Source organism: Corynebacterium urealyticum DSM 7109, assembly GCF_000069945.1.
GTDB classification, from domain to species: domain Bacteria; phylum Actinomycetota; class Actinomycetes; order Mycobacteriales; family Mycobacteriaceae; genus Corynebacterium; species Corynebacterium urealyticum.
The window spans coordinates 1,181,456-1,197,438 of sequence record NC_010545.1; the positions used below are offsets into that span (position 1 = coordinate 1,181,456).

The following is a 15,983-nucleotide window of genomic DNA, read 5'->3' on the forward strand; positions in this document are numbered from 1 at the left end:
TCTCTCGCTTGAATGGTGGGGAAGCGGGCTTATGGGCGGCGCCACTGGCGGCCGCTGCGGGACATGAGTTCGTCTGCTCCCGGTGGACCCCACGTGCCGGCTGGGTAGTCTTCTGGAGTACCGTGGCTTTCCCAGGACTTCAGGATGGGGTCCAGGATGCGCCAGGAGAGCTCGACTTCTTCGTTGGTGGGGAAGAGGCTCGCCTCGTCGAGGAAGGCATCCAGGATCAGGCGCTCGTAGGCCTCGGGGGATTCCTCGGTGAAGGACTCGGAGTAGGAGAAGTCCATGTTCACATCGCGGACCTCCATCCCGGAGCCAGGCACCTTGGAGCCGAAGCGCATGAGCACGCCCTCCTCGGGCTGAACGCGGATGACCAGCATATTGCTGCCCTGGGCGGTGGTCTGGCCGTCCACGAAGGGCAGGTGCGGGGCCTTCTTAAACACCAGCGCGATCTCCGTGACCCGGCGGCCCAGGCGCTTGCCGGTGCGCAGGTAGAAGGGCACGCCCGCCCAGCGGCGGGAGGAGATCTCGAAGGTGGCCGCCGCAAAGGTCTCGGTGGTGGACTCCGGGTCGAAGCCCTCCTCCTCCCGCAGGCCACACACCGGAACGCTGCCCTGCCAGCCCGCGGTGTACTGGCCCCGTGCGGTGGTTTTCGCGAAGGGGCCGACGGGGCGGGTGGCGCGCAGCACCTTGATCTTTTCGCTCTGCAGCTCTGCGGGGTTGAAGGCTACGGGTTCCTCCATCGCGATGAGGGCGAGCAGCTGCAGCAGGTGGTTTTGCAGCACATCCCGGGCGGCACCGATGCCGTCGTAGTAGCCTGCGCGCCCCCCGAGCCCGATGTCCTCGGCCATCGTGATCTGCACGTGGTCGATGTAGTGGGAGTTAAACAGCGGGTCGAAAAGCTGGTTGGCGAAGCGCAGCGCCAGGATGTTCTGCACCGTCTCCTTACCCAGGTAGTGGTCGATGCGGAAGACATCGGACTCGGGGAAGACCTCGTTGACCACATCATTGAGCTCCTTCGCGGAGGCCTCGTCGTGGCCGAAGGGCTTCTCGATGACCACGCGGCGCCAGCCGTTTTCGCTGCGGGCCATTCCGGAGCGCTGCAGCTGGTGGATCACGCTGGAAAAGTGCTGTGGCGGAACGGAGAGGTAGAAGGCCCAGTTCCCGGACGTGCCGCGCTGCTCGTCGAGCCGGGCGGTGACGGCAGCGAGCTTGTCGAAAGCGGCGTCATCGGAGAAGTCGCCCTGGACGAACTCGATGCCTTCGGCGAGCCGGTCCCAGACCGCGTTACGCCACGGGGTGCGGGCTCCCGCCTTCACGCTCTCCAGAACCTGGGCTTCGAACTCCGCCTTGCTCCACGCGCGTCGCCCGTAGCCCACCAGGGAGAAGCCCGGGGGCAGCAGGCCGCGGTTGGCGAGGTCGTAGATCGCGGGCAGCAGCTTCTTGCGCGCCAGGTCACCGGTAACCCCGAAGATTACCAAGCCGCCGGGGCCGGCGATGCGCGGGAGGCGCTTATCCTGCGGATTGCGCAGCGGGTTGTTCAGGTTCTCCTGTGATGCGCCCACGTCGAAGCGATCCCCTTTCCGATTGGCAGTACTCGTGGCGGAAAAACTACTTGGCCTTCGCGAGCTGCTCGCGCAGGGTCGCGAGGAGCTCGTTCCAGGCTTGCTCGAATTTCTGCACGCCCTCGGTTTCCAGGCGCTGCCAGACCTCCGGCAGGTCGATCCCGGCGCTGGTGAGCGCGGAGAAGACCTCGAGGGACTCGCTGGCCCGCCCGCTCAGCTGGTCGCCGGTGGTCTCGCCGTGGTCAATCGTCGCGTCGAGGGTGGCCTCAGGCATCGTGTTGACGGTGTTGGGGCCCGCGAGCTCGGTGACGTAGAGGGTGTCCGGGTACTGCGGGTTCTTCACGGAGGTGGACGCCCACAGCGGGCGCTGGGTGTTCGCCCCGCGGCCAACAAACTCCTGCCAGCGGGGGTTATTGGCCAGCTTGTCGAGGTAGGAAGCGTAGGCCAGGCGGGCGTTGGCGAGTGCCGCCTTGCCCTGCAGCGCTGCGGCCTCCGCACCCTTCTCAGCCAGCTGCGGATCGATGTCGCTGTCCACGCGGGAGACGAAGAAGGAGGCAACAGAGTGGATCTTGCTGATGTCCTGGCCCGCCTTCTCGGCGGCAGCGATGCCCTCGATGAAGGCTTCCATGACCTGCTCGTAGCGTTCCACGCTGAAGATCAGGGTGACGTTGACGCTGATGCCTGCGGCCAGCACCTCGCTGATCGCGGGCAGGCACTCGGTGGTCGCGGGGATCTTGATCATCAGGTTCGCGCGGTTAACCTGAGCGGCCAGCTCCTTGGCCTGCGCGACCGTCCCGGCGGCGTCGTGGGCGAGGCGAGGGTCAACCTCGAGGGAGACCCAGCCGTCGACTCCGCCGGTCTGCTCGTGGACGCCCGCCAGAACGTCGCAGGCATCCTGCACGTCCTTGACCGCCATGGCGAAGACCGCCTCGTCAGCGGCGATGCCGGCGGCTGCGAGCTGATGCAGTTGCTCGTCATAAGCATCCCTCTGGGACATGGCGGCCGCGAAGATGGCTGGGTTGGTCGTCACTCCCACGATGCCCTTGGTATCGATGAGGGAGGCGAGCTCACCGCTGGTCAGACGTGGTCGGGACAGGTCGTCGAGCCAGACGGAGGTGCCAGCGGAGGCGAGTTTCTGGATATTGCTTGGAGTGTTCATCGCTCACCAGCCTACTGCTGGCAGGCGATGGTTTCGACTTTGCTCCCCCGGGGAGAAAACCCGCCAAAAAAGGCCAGGGGAGCGAGTCGAAAAAGAGCAGGTTAGACGAGCTCGCGGGCGGCGTCGGCGACAGCCTCTGCCGTGATGCCGTACTCCTGGTAGAGGCGCTGGTAGTCCGCCGAGGCACCGAAGTGCTCGATGGAGATGTTGCGTCCACCAAAGCCGGTGAACTCGTGCCACGGCATCGCGATGCCCGCCTCGACAGAGACGCGGGCGGTCACGGACGGCGGCAGAACCTCGTCACGGTAGGCCTGATCCTGGGCCTTGAACCACTCGACGACCGGCATGGAGACGACGCGGGTGCCGATGCCCTCGGCTTCCAGAGCCTCGGCCGCTGCTACTGCCAGCTGCACCTCGGAGCCGGTGCCGATGAGGATGACCTGCGGGGTCTCGGTGGAGGATTCGCGGAGGATGTAGCCACCGCGGCGCACGCCCTCGCGGGCCTTCTCCTTGGTGCCCTCCAGGACCGGGACGTTCTGGCGGGTGAGGATCATGGCCTTCGGTGCAGCCGGAGCCTCGAGGGCTTCCGCCCATGCGGCGGAGGTCTCGTTGGCATCCGCCGGGCGGATCACAGCGAGGTTCGGGATTGCGCGCAGCGCAGCCAAGTGCTCGATCGGCTGGTGGGTCGGACCGTCCTCGCCCAGGCCGATGGAGTCATGCGTCCACACGAAGTAGCTATCCGTGCTCATCAGCGCGGCCAGGCGGACGGAAGCGCGCATGTAATCGGAGAACTGCAGGAAGGTCGCGCCGTAAGGGCGGGTCGGGCCGTGCAGGGCGATGCCGTTGATGATCGCGCCCATCGCGTGCTCCCGGATGCCGAAGTGTAGGTTTCGACCGGTCGGGGAGGTGGTGAAGGTGGAGGTGGAGATACTGCTCGGGCCGAAGGAGTCCTCACCATTGATGAGGGTGTTGTTGGAGCCAGCCAGGTCGGCGGAGCCGCCCCACAGCTCCGGCATCTTCTTCGCCAGGGCCTGCAGTGCAGCGCCGGAGGCCTTGCGGGTAGCGACGGACTCGCCGGCCTCGTAGCTCGGCAGCTCGGCGTCGAATCCTTCCGGCAGCTCACCGGAGAAGAGGCGGTCGAACAGGGCCTTGTTTTCTGGGTTAGCCTCAGCCCAGGCGTCGAAGCTCTTGCGCCACTCGGCCTCCGCCGCCTCGCCGCGCTCGATCAGCTGGCGGGTGTGCTCGATGATCTCTTCTTCGACCGGGAAGGGTTTGTCCGGGAAGCCGAGGTTCTTCTTGACCCCGGAGATCTCCTCGGCACCCAGGGCCGCACCGTGGGAGGCGCCGGTATTCACCGCGGTCGGCGCGCCGTAGGCGATGACGCTGCGCATGCGGATGAAAGTCGGCTTGTTCTTCTCCTGCTTCGCGCGCTCCACGGCGTCGAGGATGCCCTCGACGTCCTCGCCGGTGACCTCCAGGACCTGCCAGCCGTATGCCTCGTAGCGGGCGGCGACGTCCTCGGTGAAGGCGATGGTGGTGTCGTCCTCGATGGAGATGCCGTTATCGTCCCAGAAGACGATGAGGTTGCCCAGCTCCTGGGTACCGGCCAGGGAGCCCGCCTCGGCAGTGATGCCCTCCTGGACGTCGCCGTCGGAGGCGATGACGTAGACGAAGTGGTCGAACGGGGACTCGCCGTCGCCGGCGTTCGGGTCGAAGAGCGCCTTCTCGCGGCGGGCGGCCATCGCCATGCCCACGGCGGAAGCCAGGCCCTGGCCGAGCGGGCCGGTGGTGATCTCCACGCCGTCGGTGTGGCCGACCTCCGGGTGGCCCGGGGTCAGGGAGCCCCACTGGCGCAGCTGCTTGATGTCCTCGAGTTCCAGGCCGAAACCACCCAAGTACAGCTGGATGTACTGGGTGAGCGAAGAGTGGCCACAGGAGAGGACGAAACGGTCGCGACCAACCCAAGTCGGGTTCTTCGGGTTGTGGCGCAGCACGCGCTGGTAGAGCGTGTAGGCCAGGGGCGCGAGGCTCATCGCGGTGCCCGGGTGGCCCGAACCGCACTTCTCCACGGCGTCGGCGGCAAGCACGCGGGCGAGGTCAACCGCCCGGGTGTCCTTCTCAGACCAGTCCGCCGGGAAGTTGCGGACCATCAATGCTTGGAGCTCGGCAGGGAGATTCGGATTATAAGACACGAACTTGGGCCTTCCTCGGGGTGTGACGTACTCGGGTTGTAGCTCTCGCCACCGCGGACGCGCGGGCGAGGCTTGACTATGCATATTCAATCTACCGGCCAGGGCGAAACTCTGCGTTCTTGGGGCAGCCGGAACTTTTTAGCGGTCATTTTCGACTACTCAAGAGGGCTTGATGAATCATCCCCAATCCGGCTTTCAATCTGGCGACTCGCGGTATCGGCGCAGTTTCGCCCACAGAATGCGCTCGGGTAGCGTATAGGCGGATAAGACGTGGAGAAGTGGAGGCAGAAGGCTTCGTGAATGGAATCTTGGATGCGGTCAAGGCTTATCTAGCGTTGACGAAGCCCCGGGTCATCGAGTTGCTCCTCGTCGCGACGATCCCGGCGATGCTCCAGGCCAATCGCGGTGAGATTGAGCTCGGCCTGATCATCCTCACCCTCATCGGTGGCTGGATGGGCGCAGCCTCCGCTAATACCTTCAACATGGTCGTCGACTATGATATCGACCAGTTGATGCGCCGCACGCGCCGCCGCCCGCTGGCCAAGGACACGGTTCCGGTCGAGCACGCAAAGATCTTCGCCTGGGTGCTGATGATCGCCAGTGTGCTGTGGCTGACCTTCCTCGTGCACTCTCCGCTGTCTGCCGCGTTCATCCTGCTGACCATCTGGTTCTACGTCTACGTCTACTCCAAGTGGTTGAAGCGCCGCACTTGGCAGAACGTCATCTGGGGTGGGGCCGCCGGCTGCATGCCCGTCATGGTCGGCTGGGCAGCTGTGACGGATAACAACGGCGGTGCCTTCAACGCCGGCTGGAGCTCCTGGATTCAGGCGATCATCCTGTTCATGGTGATCTTCTTCTGGACTCCGCCCCACACCTGGGCGCTGGGCATGCGCTACCGCGAGGACTACAAGGCCGCGGGCGTACCCATGATGCCGGTGGTCAAGCCGCCGCTGGAGGTCACCCGCCAGATCCTCTGGTACACCTGGGCTACGGTCATCACCTCGCTGCTTCTGGTCCCCGCCGCGGGTTGGATCTACGCCGTCGCGGCTCTGGCCTCCGGCGCCTGGTTCATCTTCCGCGCCCACGGCCTGCACCGCGGGGTCAAGGAGGGCACGCCGGTCAAGCCGATGAAGCTGTTCTTCCTGTCGAATAACTACCTTTCCCTGCTCTTCGTTGCCCTTTCGGTCGACGCCGTTATTGGCTGGGACACCATTTGGCAGATGCTCGGCAACTAAGGTGGAGAGCCAACCCGGGGAATCGCCCCGATCTGCAGGCCGCATCCGGGAGGCTGCGGCCGTTATTTTTTTGTTAGCGAAGAGGAGTACCGATGCCGCTCTTTTCCATCATCATGGTGACTTCTTACCTGGCCGGGGGCGCCGTATTGCTGTGGGTTGGGGTGAAGGGCGGATCAGAAACTCTGCCCCGCAACGACTGGATCGGAATCAGGACCCACAAGACGCTTTCCAGCGATGAGGCCTGGCTGACGGGGCATAAGGCTGCTGCGGGCTATCTCAAAGCCAGCAGCGTGCCGATGATCCTCGGTGGGATCTTCTTCATCTTCGCCAGTGACGAGCAGATTGGCTACGCAACTCTGCCAACTGCGGGGATCACGTTTGTGCTGGTGATGCTCGCAGTACGCAAGGCGCATACAGCCATCAGCGAATAGGTCTCGCCCCCGTCGTGGTGAAAAGCCCGGGCCGAGCCGTTGGAAAACAACGGTCCACCCGGGCTTGTGCGCGTCACGGGCCGCGTCGATATGTTGCGGCTCCTGGAAGGTTTTTGGGGGCGTTTGCCCGGCGCTTGAGTGTGTCCTATGCGCCGGGTTGGAAAGCCGTTTAGTCTCCCTGGACGGCGTGGCTCACCGTTTCGCTCTGTTCCTCGTGGGTCTTCTGGTAGCGCAGCGCCCACAGGTAGCCGGTGGCCAGGGTGACCAGACCGGATCCGATGACGTGGACCGGGACAGTCCAGCGGGGCACGCCCAGCCAGAACTGGATGATGCCCACCACGCCCTGGAAGAGGATGCCGGCGCACATCCAGGCGGCGGCCTTCCGCACGCGTGGCGCGGCCACTACGGCGATGAGGGCGGCGATCAGGCCGATCGTCAGGCCCAGGTAGAGGTACATGGCGTGGGCGTGGATATGGGCGATGGATTCGAGGCTCACCTGCAGTCGGTGCTCCGGCTTGATGGCCTCGTCACCGGCGTGCGGGCCCGCACTCGTGACGAGTACACCCGTGATCAGGGTGAAGGCCAGTGCCACGGCGCTCATCGTGGTGAGCACGCGCAGGGCGGCGGGCATCTGAGGTTTGACGGGGGCGTCGTCGTCCTCGGTGACCTTGACGAGCAGAATCGCAGCCAGGAAGACGAGCAGCATGGAAGGCAGGAAGTGGGCGGCGACGATCCACCACGCCAGATCCAGGCGCACGCTGATGCCGCCGATGATGGCCTGGGCGATAATACCCAGACCCTGGATGAAGGACAGGTGGAGGATCGAGGAGCGCCGGCCTGCTCGCAGCAGAGCGATGAAGGCTGCGAGCGCCGCAGCAATCAGCACGAAGGTCAGCAGCCGATTGCCGAACTCAATAATCTGGTGGATCCACGGCGCAGAGCCAGCAACGGGAACGAAGGAACCTGGGTGGCACTGTGGCCAGGTCTCACAGCCGAGGCCGGAGCCGGTCACGCGGACGAGGGATCCGGTGAAGGTGATGCCCGTCTGGCAGATCAGCAGGATAAGGGTCAGCACCCACTGGGTCTTGAGGCGCGGGACCTTCACGGCCTTGTTGCCATCGGCGTCCACCTCGCGGGGCAGGCCGACCTTGCGGTCCGCGCGGTAAATAGCTGCGTAGAGTTTCAGCATTGCCCGGCTCAACGGGTTGTTCGTTTGGGCTGCTTGTTGGCTAATCGGATCCATCACAGCACTCAAGATTAGTCGTGGTGAGGGAGCAAAGCTAAAGGGCGCGCGCTAGGCGAGGCCTAACACGCCAGGCTGTGAAGAAGCACACATAAAACTTGGCGTTGAGGCCAGTTCCGCCGGTGAGAAGCAGTCTTGCTCTAATCGCCCTTGATGGTGAAGGAGAAGAGCTTCTGGGCGGCGGCCGCACCCACGATCGCCCAGACCGCGAGGACGACGATGGCGAACCAGTCGACCCCGCCGGCGAAGGACTCTTCCAGCCCGGCGGCCAGCGCCACGGATGGAATGAGCTGCAACAGGGTTTGGGCCTGGGGCCCCAGATCGGAGGCGACGGTGGAGTAACCAACCGCGCCCAGCAGCACAAACCAAATGGTGTTCGCGAGCGCGAGCACCATCTCGGAGCTCAAGGTGCCCCCAAGCAGCAGGCCCAGCGAGGTAAAGCAGCCCACGCCCAGAATGAGGAAGATCACTGCGATGACCAACCCAAGCCCCGGTGGTGACCACCCCAGCAGCAGCGCAACGACCGTGAGGATCAGCACTTGGATGGCGACCACGATCAACACCGCAGCGATCTTGCCGGCGATGAGGGCAGAGGTGGGAACCCCGGCCGCGCCGATTCGCTTGAGCGCCCCGTAGCGCCGGTCGAAGGCCACGGCGATGGCCTGGCCGGTGAAGCCCGCACCCATAATCGCGACTGCGAGCACCATCGGGAACGCGCTGGCCACGGGATCATCCAGCGGGACGACCGGTACCAGGGCCAGCCCAAGCAGCAGGCCGACCGGGATGATCAAGGACAGCAGCTGCTGCTCGCCGTGGCGCAGGAAGAGCAGGGACTCGATCTTGGTCTGTGCCAGCAGCATGCGGACAAAGCTCGCCTGCTTCGGGGCGGGTTCAAAGGTGCCGACGGGGAAGCGGCCGCCGGTTGCTGGCGCGTCCTCCATCACGGACCCCGTCTCGGTACCCTGCTCTGCGGGAGCACCGGAACCCTGCCCCGACGGCATGCCGGCGGGCTGGCCACCTTGGGCGCCTAGGTTGTTCGTGGAAGTCATGAACGCATCTCCCATCCGGTTAGCGAGAGGAAAACTTCCTCCAAGGTCTGTTCAGTGCTATCGAGCTTCGTGATCATCGTCGCGCAGTCGCGGGCAGCGAGCGCGAGCATCAGGACGCCGTCGGGAGTGGCAGGGATACCCTCCACGGCGAATTGGCGTGGCTTGATCTCCCGCACCCGTACGGATGGCGCCGACGCCGCGCCGCTGGCCTCATCCAGCAGCGCCCCCTGTGCTGCCTTGGCCGCACCGGCCTTGACCTCGAGGAGCGCACGGTGGAAGTGATCCCGGTCGAGGTCGGCGTCGACACTGACCTGGAAGGTATGCCCGCTTCCGCCACCTGAGCGCTCGGAGGTGAGTTCCTTCGGGGTACCCGCGGCGACAACCTTGCCCTTGTCGATGATGACGACCCGGTCGGAGAGCGCCTCAGCCTCGTCGAGCAGGTGGGTGGTGAGGACCACGCCCACGCCATCGCGACGCATGGAGCGCACGATATCCCATACCGCGTGACGGGACTGTGCATCCAGCCCTGCGGTGGGCTCATCGAGGAAGACCAGTTCCGGGCGGTTCACCAGGGCGCAGGCGAGCGCCAGACGCTGCTGTTGGCCACCCGACAGGCGCCGATAGGTGGTGGAGCGGTGCTTGGTGAGCCCCACCATGTCCAGCAGCCACTCGGTATCCAGTGGGTCCTCGCTGTAGCTGGCAACCAGCTTTAGCATCTCGCCGACCCGGATGCCGGGGTAGGCGCCGCCGCCCTGCAGCATCACCCCAATGCGGGAACGCACGGCGTCGGATTCCTTAGCGGGGTCTAGGCCGAACAGCCGGATCTCGCCGGCATCCGGGCGGGCGAAGCCCTCGCACATCTCGATGGTCGTGGTTTTGCCCGCACCGTTGGGGCCCAGTAGTGCCACGATCTCGCCGGGGTAGACCTGGAAGTCCAGCCCATCGACGGCGGTGTGGGCGCCAAACTTCTTCACCGCGCCAGTGACCTGCAGCAGTGGTTGGAGTTGGGGGGCCGAAGAGTCCTGCATTTTCACAGCTATTCAGTCTAGCCAGATGACTGTGGCTAGGGGATCACCGGTTGTTGGGTGTGTCTGCCTTCGTGGGCATCTCTTTGGGGCGAGGCAACGCGAGGGCGTTGGCATATGCCGGGTGTTTCTTGAGGTAGCGCCAGCTGGCGACCAGAAACGCGAGGAAAAGTAGCGCGGACATGGCGTAGATGAAGGCCACCGTCGCCGGCGGTAGCCCGAGACCACGGGGCAGGATGAAGAAGCTGAAAGCTACCGAGTACACGATTGTCGCGAAGTGGAAGACCGGCCGGTTGGCCCACGCCGCGAGCGGCAGAATGGCCCAGAGCAGATACCAGGGGTGGACGACGGGGAAGAAGATCACGAGGAACAAAGTGGCGACCCCGAGCCCTCCCACGGGGTGGATGCGGCCCCGGTAGGAGGCCCACAGCATGCGCACAACCCAGAATGCGCCGATCATCACCCCGATGAAGCGGAAGACGAGCAGCGCAGCGGACTGTTGATCCCCGAGGCCAAGGAGGGTCCCTAAGAACGACGACGCCAAACCCGCCAACGTGGACAGGCTCATCCAGCTGATGATTTCTGCCGCCCCACCCTGGGAGGTGATCCAACCGAAGCCCACGCCTGTGATCACGGAGAACAGACTCGCAGTGGCCGCGGCGACCACCGCGCTGGCCACTCCTGCACCGATAAGGTGTCGCAGTCCCTCGCCCCACCAGCGCGCGATCGCCACTGCGGTGAAGCCGAGAGCCATCAGGGCGGTCACCTTGATCAGGCCCGCGCAGGTGACGAGCACCGTGCCGGAGGCCATGAGCAGCAGGCGGCTGCTCAAAGGTCGCTCGTAATGGTCGGTGCCGCGCAGCACGAACTCCATGCCCACGAGCAGAAAGCCGAGCATGAGCGCCTCGTTGTGGATACCCGCGACGAGGTGGAGCAGCGTCAGCGGGTTCAGCACCCCGAGCCACCAGGCTGTCTGGGGCGCGATGCCGCAGCGCTGGGCGAGCCTCGTCAACGCCCAGCCGGTGAGCACCAGGCCGGTGATGCTCATCAGCCGATGGCCGAAGACCCCCAGCACGATGTTGTTGCCGGTGATCATGGAGATCACGGCCCCGTAGCCCAGTGCGACCGGGCCGTAGGGCGCAGGGGAGTGCGCCCACAGCAAGGGCACGGAACGGGCGAGCGGGTCTTGCACCCCGAGGATGTCCACCGGACCTGCGCTATACGGGTCCAGCCCCTGCGCGGCGATCGCCCCTTGGGCTAGATAAGAGTAGATGTCCTGGGTGAACATCGGCGCAGTGATCGCCAGGGGAAGCACCCAGAGGGCGAAGATCCGCCAATAGGTGCGGATGGGCAGGCGGGGGACTTGCCTTCCCCCTGGCCCCAGCACGAAGGCGCCGAGTAGGAGCCAGGCGAGCACTAGGAATCCGATTCCGACGAAGACGGTCACGGTGGTGCTGTGCAGCATCCGGGCCAAGACGTTGATCCCGGGAACGGACCAGAATGGGTTGCCCACCACGGGCATGGCGCCCGCGCCAATACCCCCGAGAGCGATGAGAATGGTGCCGATGGATCCCAGCCACACCGCGATCTGCAGCCGCAGCCGGTAGGCGGGGTTAAGGGGCTCCAACGGCGCGTGGAGGGGAAGCACCCGACCCTCTTGGTGGAGCTGTGCTGAGCGGGAACCGGCCAGTCCGAGCCGGGGCAGCACATGCAGATAGCGGCGCCATAGGCTGAAGGGGTCCCGGATCAATGCGCGACCGGGTCGGTTCGAAGACATGCAACCACGATAATGAAGCCAGCGTTTTTAGGGAACATAGGTTCGCCTTAGTGGACAGGGGGAATTATTTAAGACACACTCTTGTTGTCTAATCATGACGGCCCTCAACGATGAAAGGCGGGTTGATATGGCACCAGTGGAAACCGACACGCGCCGTCGCATCCTGCTCTATGTCTTGAGACACGGGCCAGTGAGCGCGACAACCATCAGCGAGGCTTTTGGTTTGAGCGCCGCTGGCGTGAGGCGCCATCTGGACAACATCGTCGCGGATGGGCTCGCCGAGGCCGTTGACGCGCCACGGTCAGGACAGCGTGGGCGACCGGCGAAGCTATTCCGCCTCACTGATGCGGGTCGAGCACAGTTCGGTCATGATTACGACACCCTCGCACTCCTCGCACTGCGTGCCCTGAAAAACTCGGGCGGAGAGGAAGCAGTCGAGGCCTTTGCTGCGCAACGCATCAATGATCTGCTGGGGGACATCCCCGAACTCGACGGTGACTACGCAGACGACCGTGATGTAAAGGCCCAGGCCAAGAACATCGCGGAGGCGCTGACCAACCGAGGCTATGCGGCAACCGTGAGCCATGCGGCCGGCGGCGTCCAAATCTGCAGGCACCACTGCCCAATCCAAGACGTGGCGGAGGAGTTCCCCGAGCTGTGTGCTGCAGAGCACCGGGTAGTTGCGGAACTACTCGGCCAGCACACTCAGCCACTCGCTACGATCGCGGACGGCAACGGTATCTGTACGACCCATATTCCGCTGACCACCATTACCCCTTCCGCAACGAAGGAAAGCTAAAGAATCTATGACTCAAGCTGCTGACAAACTGCAATCCGATCAGGAAATCATCGACTCGATCGGTGCCTACGGCTACGGTTGGCACGATTCCGACGACGCCGGCGCCAGCGCGCGCCGTGGCCTGAACGAGGACGTCGTCCGGGATATTTCTGCCAAGAAGAACGAGCCAGAGTGGATGCTCGAGCGCCGCCTCAAGGCTCTCGAGATCTTTGACAAGAAGCCCATGCCCACCTGGGGCGCGGACCTATCCGGCATCGATTTCGACCAGATCAAGTACTTCGTCCGCTCCACCGAGCAGCAGGCCACGAGCTGGGAGGATCTGCCGGAGGATATTAAGAACACCTACGACAAGCTGGGCATCCCGGAGGCGGAGCGCCAGCGCCTCGTCGCCGGTGTCGCCGCGCAGTACGAGTCCGAGGTTGTTTACCACCAGATCCGTGAGGACCTGGAGGAGCAGGGCGTGATCTTCGTCGACACCGACACCGCCCTGGAGGAGTACCCGGAGCTGTTCAAGGAGTACTTCGGCACCGTGATTCCCGCGGGCGATAATAAGTTCTCCGCGCTGAACACCGCTGTGTGGTCCGGTGGCTCCTTCATCTACGTGCCGCCGGGAGTCCACGTGGACATCCCACTGCAGGCCTACTTCCGCATCAACACGGAAAACATGGGCCAGTTCGAGCGCACCCTCATCATCGTCGACGAGGACGCCTACGTTCACTACGTCGAGGGCTGCACCGCCCCGATCTACAAGACCGACTCCCTGCACTCCGCAGTCGTCGAGATCATCGTGAAGAAGGGCGGCCGCTGCCGCTACACGACGATCCAGAACTGGTCGAACAACGTCTACAACCTCGTCACCAAGCGCACCAAGTGTGAAGAGGGCGCGACCATGGAGTGGGTCGATGGCAACATCGGTTCCAAGGTCACCATGAAGTACCCGGCCGTCTGGATGACCGGTCCGCACGCCAAGGGCGAGGTCCTGTCCGTCGCCTTCGCAGGCGAAGGCCAGTTCCAGGACACCGGCGCGAAGATGACCCACATGGCGCCGTACACCAGCTCCAACATCGTCTCGAAGTCCGTGGCCCGCTCCGGTGGCCGCGCGGCCTACCGTGGCCTGATCGAGGTACACCCGAATGCGCACCACTCCGCCTCCCAGGTTGAGTGTGACGCCCTGCTGGTGGACTCCATCTCGCGGTCGGACACATACCCGTACAACGACATCCGCAACGACCACGTCACCTTGGGCCACGAGGCAACCGTCTCCCAGGTCTCCGAGGACCAGCTCTTCTACCTGATGAGCCGAGGCCTCGAGGAGGACGAGGCGATGGCGATGATCGTTCGTGGCTTCGTTGAGCCAATCGCCAAGGAGCTCCCGATGGAGTACGCGCTTGAGCTCAACCGTCTGATCGAACTGCAAATGGAAGGATCGGTGGGCTAAGCCAGATGACCACCTTGGAAAACGTTCAGAACCAAACCGTCAAGGCGGGAACCGATCACCAGACCAAGGGCGACCGCTTCACCTCCTTCAAGGCTGAGGACTTCGCGATCCCGAAGGGCCGCGACGAGGACTGGCGCTTCACCCCGCTGCGACGTCTTCGTGGCCTGCACGACGGCACCGCCGCAGCGCCGACGGACGCCAACGTCGTCATCGAGGTCCCGGAGAATGCCGGTGACAACGTCTCCGTGACGAAGGTTGATTCTTCCGACCCGCGCGTCGGTCTGGCCGGCGCACCGGTCGACCGCGCCGCAGCCCAGGCCTGGGAGAACGCCCCGGTCGCGGACTACGTCCAGGTTGCCAAGGACACCGCGCTGACCGAGCCGATCGAGATCACGATCACAGGCCCTGGCCAGGACCAGGTGTCCTACAGCACCCTCGTCGTCGAGCTCGAGCGTCACGCCGAGGCCGTCGTCATCCTGCGTTACGAGGGTTCTGGCGCGCACTCCGACAACGTCGAGTTCGTCGTCGGCGACGGCGCGAAGCTGGTCACCGTGGTGCTGGAGGACTGGGAGGACGATGGCGTCCACCTCTCCAACTCCCACATTCAAGCTGGCCGCGACGCCACCGTTCGCCACGCCTACGCAGCATTCGGCGGCGAGATCCTGCGCTCCGTTCCGCACGTGCGCTACACCGCACCGGGTGGCGACGTGGAGATGCTGGGCGTGAACTTCGCCGATGCTAATCAGTACTTCGAGCAGCGCCTGCTCATCGACCACTCCGTCCAGAACTGCCGCTCCAACGTGCTCTACAAGGGCGCACTGCAGGGCGACCCGGCCGACGCTGATCGCCCGGCGTCCGAGCGTAAGCGCGACGCCCGCACCGTGTGGATCGGTGACGTCCTCATTCGCCCGGAGGCCACCGGGACGGACACCTACGAGACCAATAACAACCTGCTGCTGACCACCGGAGCCCGTGCGGACTCCGTGCCGAACCTGGAGATCCAGACCGGCGAGATCGCAGGTGCCGGCCACGCCGCCACGGTGGGCCGCTTCGACGACGAACAGATGTACTACCTGCAGGCCAGGGGCATTCCGGAGGCACAGGCCAAAATGCTCATCGTCCGCGGTTTCTTCACCGACGTCATCCGCCGCATCCCGGTGGAGTCCGTCCGCGAGCACCTGGAAGAGCTCGTCGGCAACGAGCTTGAGCGCACCGTCCTCTAACCCCGCTAATCCTCCCAAGATTTTTCAAAGGAAACATCACTAGTATGAGCACTCTTGAGATCAAGAACCTCCACGCCCAGGTCCTGCCCTCGGACGAGAACGACGAGCCGAAGAAGATCCTCAACGGCGTGAATCTCACCATCAACTCCGGCGAGACCCACGCAATCATGGGGCCGAACGGCTCCGGTAAGTCCACCCTGGCGTACGCCATCAGCGGTCACCCGCGCTACGAGGTCACCGAGGGCGAGGTCCTGCTCGACGGCGTGAACCTCCTCGACCTCGACGTCGATGAGCGCGCCCGCGCCGGCCTCTTCCTGGCGATGCAGTACCCAACCGAGGTGCCAGGTGTGTCCATGGCCAATTTCCTGCGCTCCGCAGCCACCGCCACCCGTGGCGAGGCCCCGAAGCTGCGCGAGTGGGTCAAGGAGGCCCGCGAGGCCATGAACGAGCTGGACATCGACCCGTCCTTCTCCGAGCGTTCCGTCAACGAGGGCTTTTCCGGCGGCGAGAAGAAGCGCCACGAGGTGCTGCAGCTCGGCCTGCTGAAGCCGAAGTTCGCCGTCCTGGATGAGACCGACTCCGGTCTGGACGTCGACGCCCTGCGCATCGTCTCCGAGGGCATCAACCGCTACCAGGAGCGCGAGAACGGTGGCGTGCTGATGATTACCCACTACCAGCGCATCCTGAACTACGTGAAGCCGGATCACGTGCACGTCTTCGCCGGCGGCCGCATCGTCACTTCCGGTGGCCCTGAGCTGGCCGAGCAGCTGGAGAACGAGGGCTACGACAAGTTCGTCAACGCCTAAAACACCCCGAAAGCCCACCCCGCAACCCCCTGGGGTGGGTT

General features: G+C 64.6%; 13 protein-coding genes. 6 read left to right on the forward strand and 7 right to left on the reverse strand.

Translation table 11 applies throughout. The annotated features are described in order from the left end of the window. Nucleotides 1–29: 29 nt before the first annotated feature. From zwf to tkt, 3 genes are all read right to left on the reverse strand, one after another. A complete protein-coding gene (gene zwf, locus CU_RS05025; protein ID WP_012360245.1) occupies nt 30–1,565 on the reverse strand; it encodes a glucose-6-phosphate dehydrogenase in 1,536 nt (511 codons plus the stop codon). Nucleotides 1,566–1,611: 46 nt separating this feature from the next. Next, nucleotides 1,612–2,724 (reverse strand): transaldolase, encoded by a 1,113-nt coding sequence (gene tal / locus CU_RS05030; protein ID WP_012360246.1) that lies wholly within the window; start codon nt 2,722–2,724, stop codon nt 1,612–1,614. A 101-nt stretch (nt 2,725–2,825) separates the two neighbouring features. Continuing rightward, complete coding sequence (gene tkt, locus CU_RS05035) at nt 2,826–4,874, reverse strand: transketolase (protein WP_173362349.1); 2,049 nt, start codon at nt 4,872–4,874, stop codon at nt 2,826–2,828. Between the two features lie 350 nt (nt 4,875–5,224). Here tkt and CU_RS05040 point away from each other — a divergent pair, with 350 nt between their 5' ends. Both CU_RS05040 and CU_RS05045 read left to right on the forward strand, forming a co-directional pair. Then, nucleotides 5,225–6,151, forward strand: coding sequence for a heme o synthase (locus CU_RS05040; RefSeq protein ID WP_187289753.1), 927 nt, complete (start codon nt 5,225–5,227; stop codon nt 6,149–6,151). Between the two features lie 92 nt (nt 6,152–6,243). Further along, complete coding sequence (locus tag CU_RS05045; RefSeq protein ID WP_012360249.1) at nt 6,244–6,582, forward strand: SdpI family protein; 339 nt, start codon at nt 6,244–6,246, stop codon at nt 6,580–6,582. Between the two features lie 169 nt (nt 6,583–6,751). On the opposite strand, the gene CU_RS05050 is transcribed toward CU_RS05045, so the two are convergent. The 4 genes from CU_RS05050 to mptB all read right to left on the reverse strand — a co-directional run bounded on the left by CU_RS05050 (nt 6,752) and on the right by mptB (nt 11,676). After that, nucleotides 6,752–7,825 (reverse strand): COX15/CtaA family protein, encoded by a 1,074-nt coding sequence (locus CU_RS05050; RefSeq protein ID WP_012360250.1) that lies wholly within the window; start codon nt 7,823–7,825, stop codon nt 6,752–6,754. A gap of 140 nt (nt 7,826–7,965) precedes the next feature. Then, on the reverse strand, nt 7,966–8,874 hold the full coding sequence (locus CU_RS05055; protein ID WP_012360251.1) for an ABC transporter permease: 909 nt from the start codon (nt 8,872–8,874) through the stop codon (nt 7,966–7,968). Beyond that, nucleotides 8,871–9,902 (reverse strand): ABC transporter ATP-binding protein, encoded by a 1,032-nt coding sequence (locus CU_RS05060; protein WP_012360252.1) that lies wholly within the window; start codon nt 9,900–9,902, stop codon nt 8,871–8,873. The genes CU_RS05055 and CU_RS05060 overlap by 4 nt, the downstream gene beginning before the upstream one ends. Nucleotides 9,903–9,945: 43 nt before the next feature. Next, entirely contained in the window at nt 9,946–11,676 is a 1,731-nt protein-coding gene (mptB, locus tag CU_RS05065; RefSeq protein ID WP_269446310.1) for a polyprenol phosphomannose-dependent alpha 1,6 mannosyltransferase MptB, read from the reverse strand. 127 nt (nt 11,677–11,803) lie between these two features. Between mptB and CU_RS05070 the strand changes: the two genes are divergently transcribed. From CU_RS05070 to sufC, 4 genes are read left to right on the forward strand one after another with little or no spacing between them, the layout of a single operon-like run. Continuing rightward, the gene (locus CU_RS05070; protein ID WP_012360254.1) at nt 11,804–12,475 is read left to right on the forward strand and encodes a helix-turn-helix transcriptional regulator; all 672 of its coding nucleotides are present in this window, start codon (nt 11,804–11,806) and stop codon (nt 12,473–12,475) included. Between the two features lie 7 nt (nt 12,476–12,482). After that, the gene (sufB, locus tag CU_RS05075) at nt 12,483–13,913 is read left to right on the forward strand and encodes a Fe-S cluster assembly protein SufB (protein ID WP_012360255.1); all 1,431 of its coding nucleotides are present in this window, start codon (nt 12,483–12,485) and stop codon (nt 13,911–13,913) included. Nucleotides 13,914–13,918: 5 nt separating this feature from the next. Further along, nucleotides 13,919–15,136 carry a Fe-S cluster assembly protein SufD gene (sufD, locus tag CU_RS05080; protein ID WP_012360256.1) on the forward strand — a complete coding sequence of 406 codons (1,218 nt, stop codon included), beginning with the start codon at nt 13,919–13,921 and terminating at the stop codon, nt 15,134–15,136. A 44-nt stretch (nt 15,137–15,180) separates the two neighbouring features. Continuing rightward, the gene (gene sufC, locus CU_RS05085) at nt 15,181–15,942 is read left to right on the forward strand and encodes a Fe-S cluster assembly ATPase SufC (RefSeq protein WP_012360257.1); all 762 of its coding nucleotides are present in this window, start codon (nt 15,181–15,183) and stop codon (nt 15,940–15,942) included. Nucleotides 15,943–15,983 lie beyond the last annotated feature (41 nt).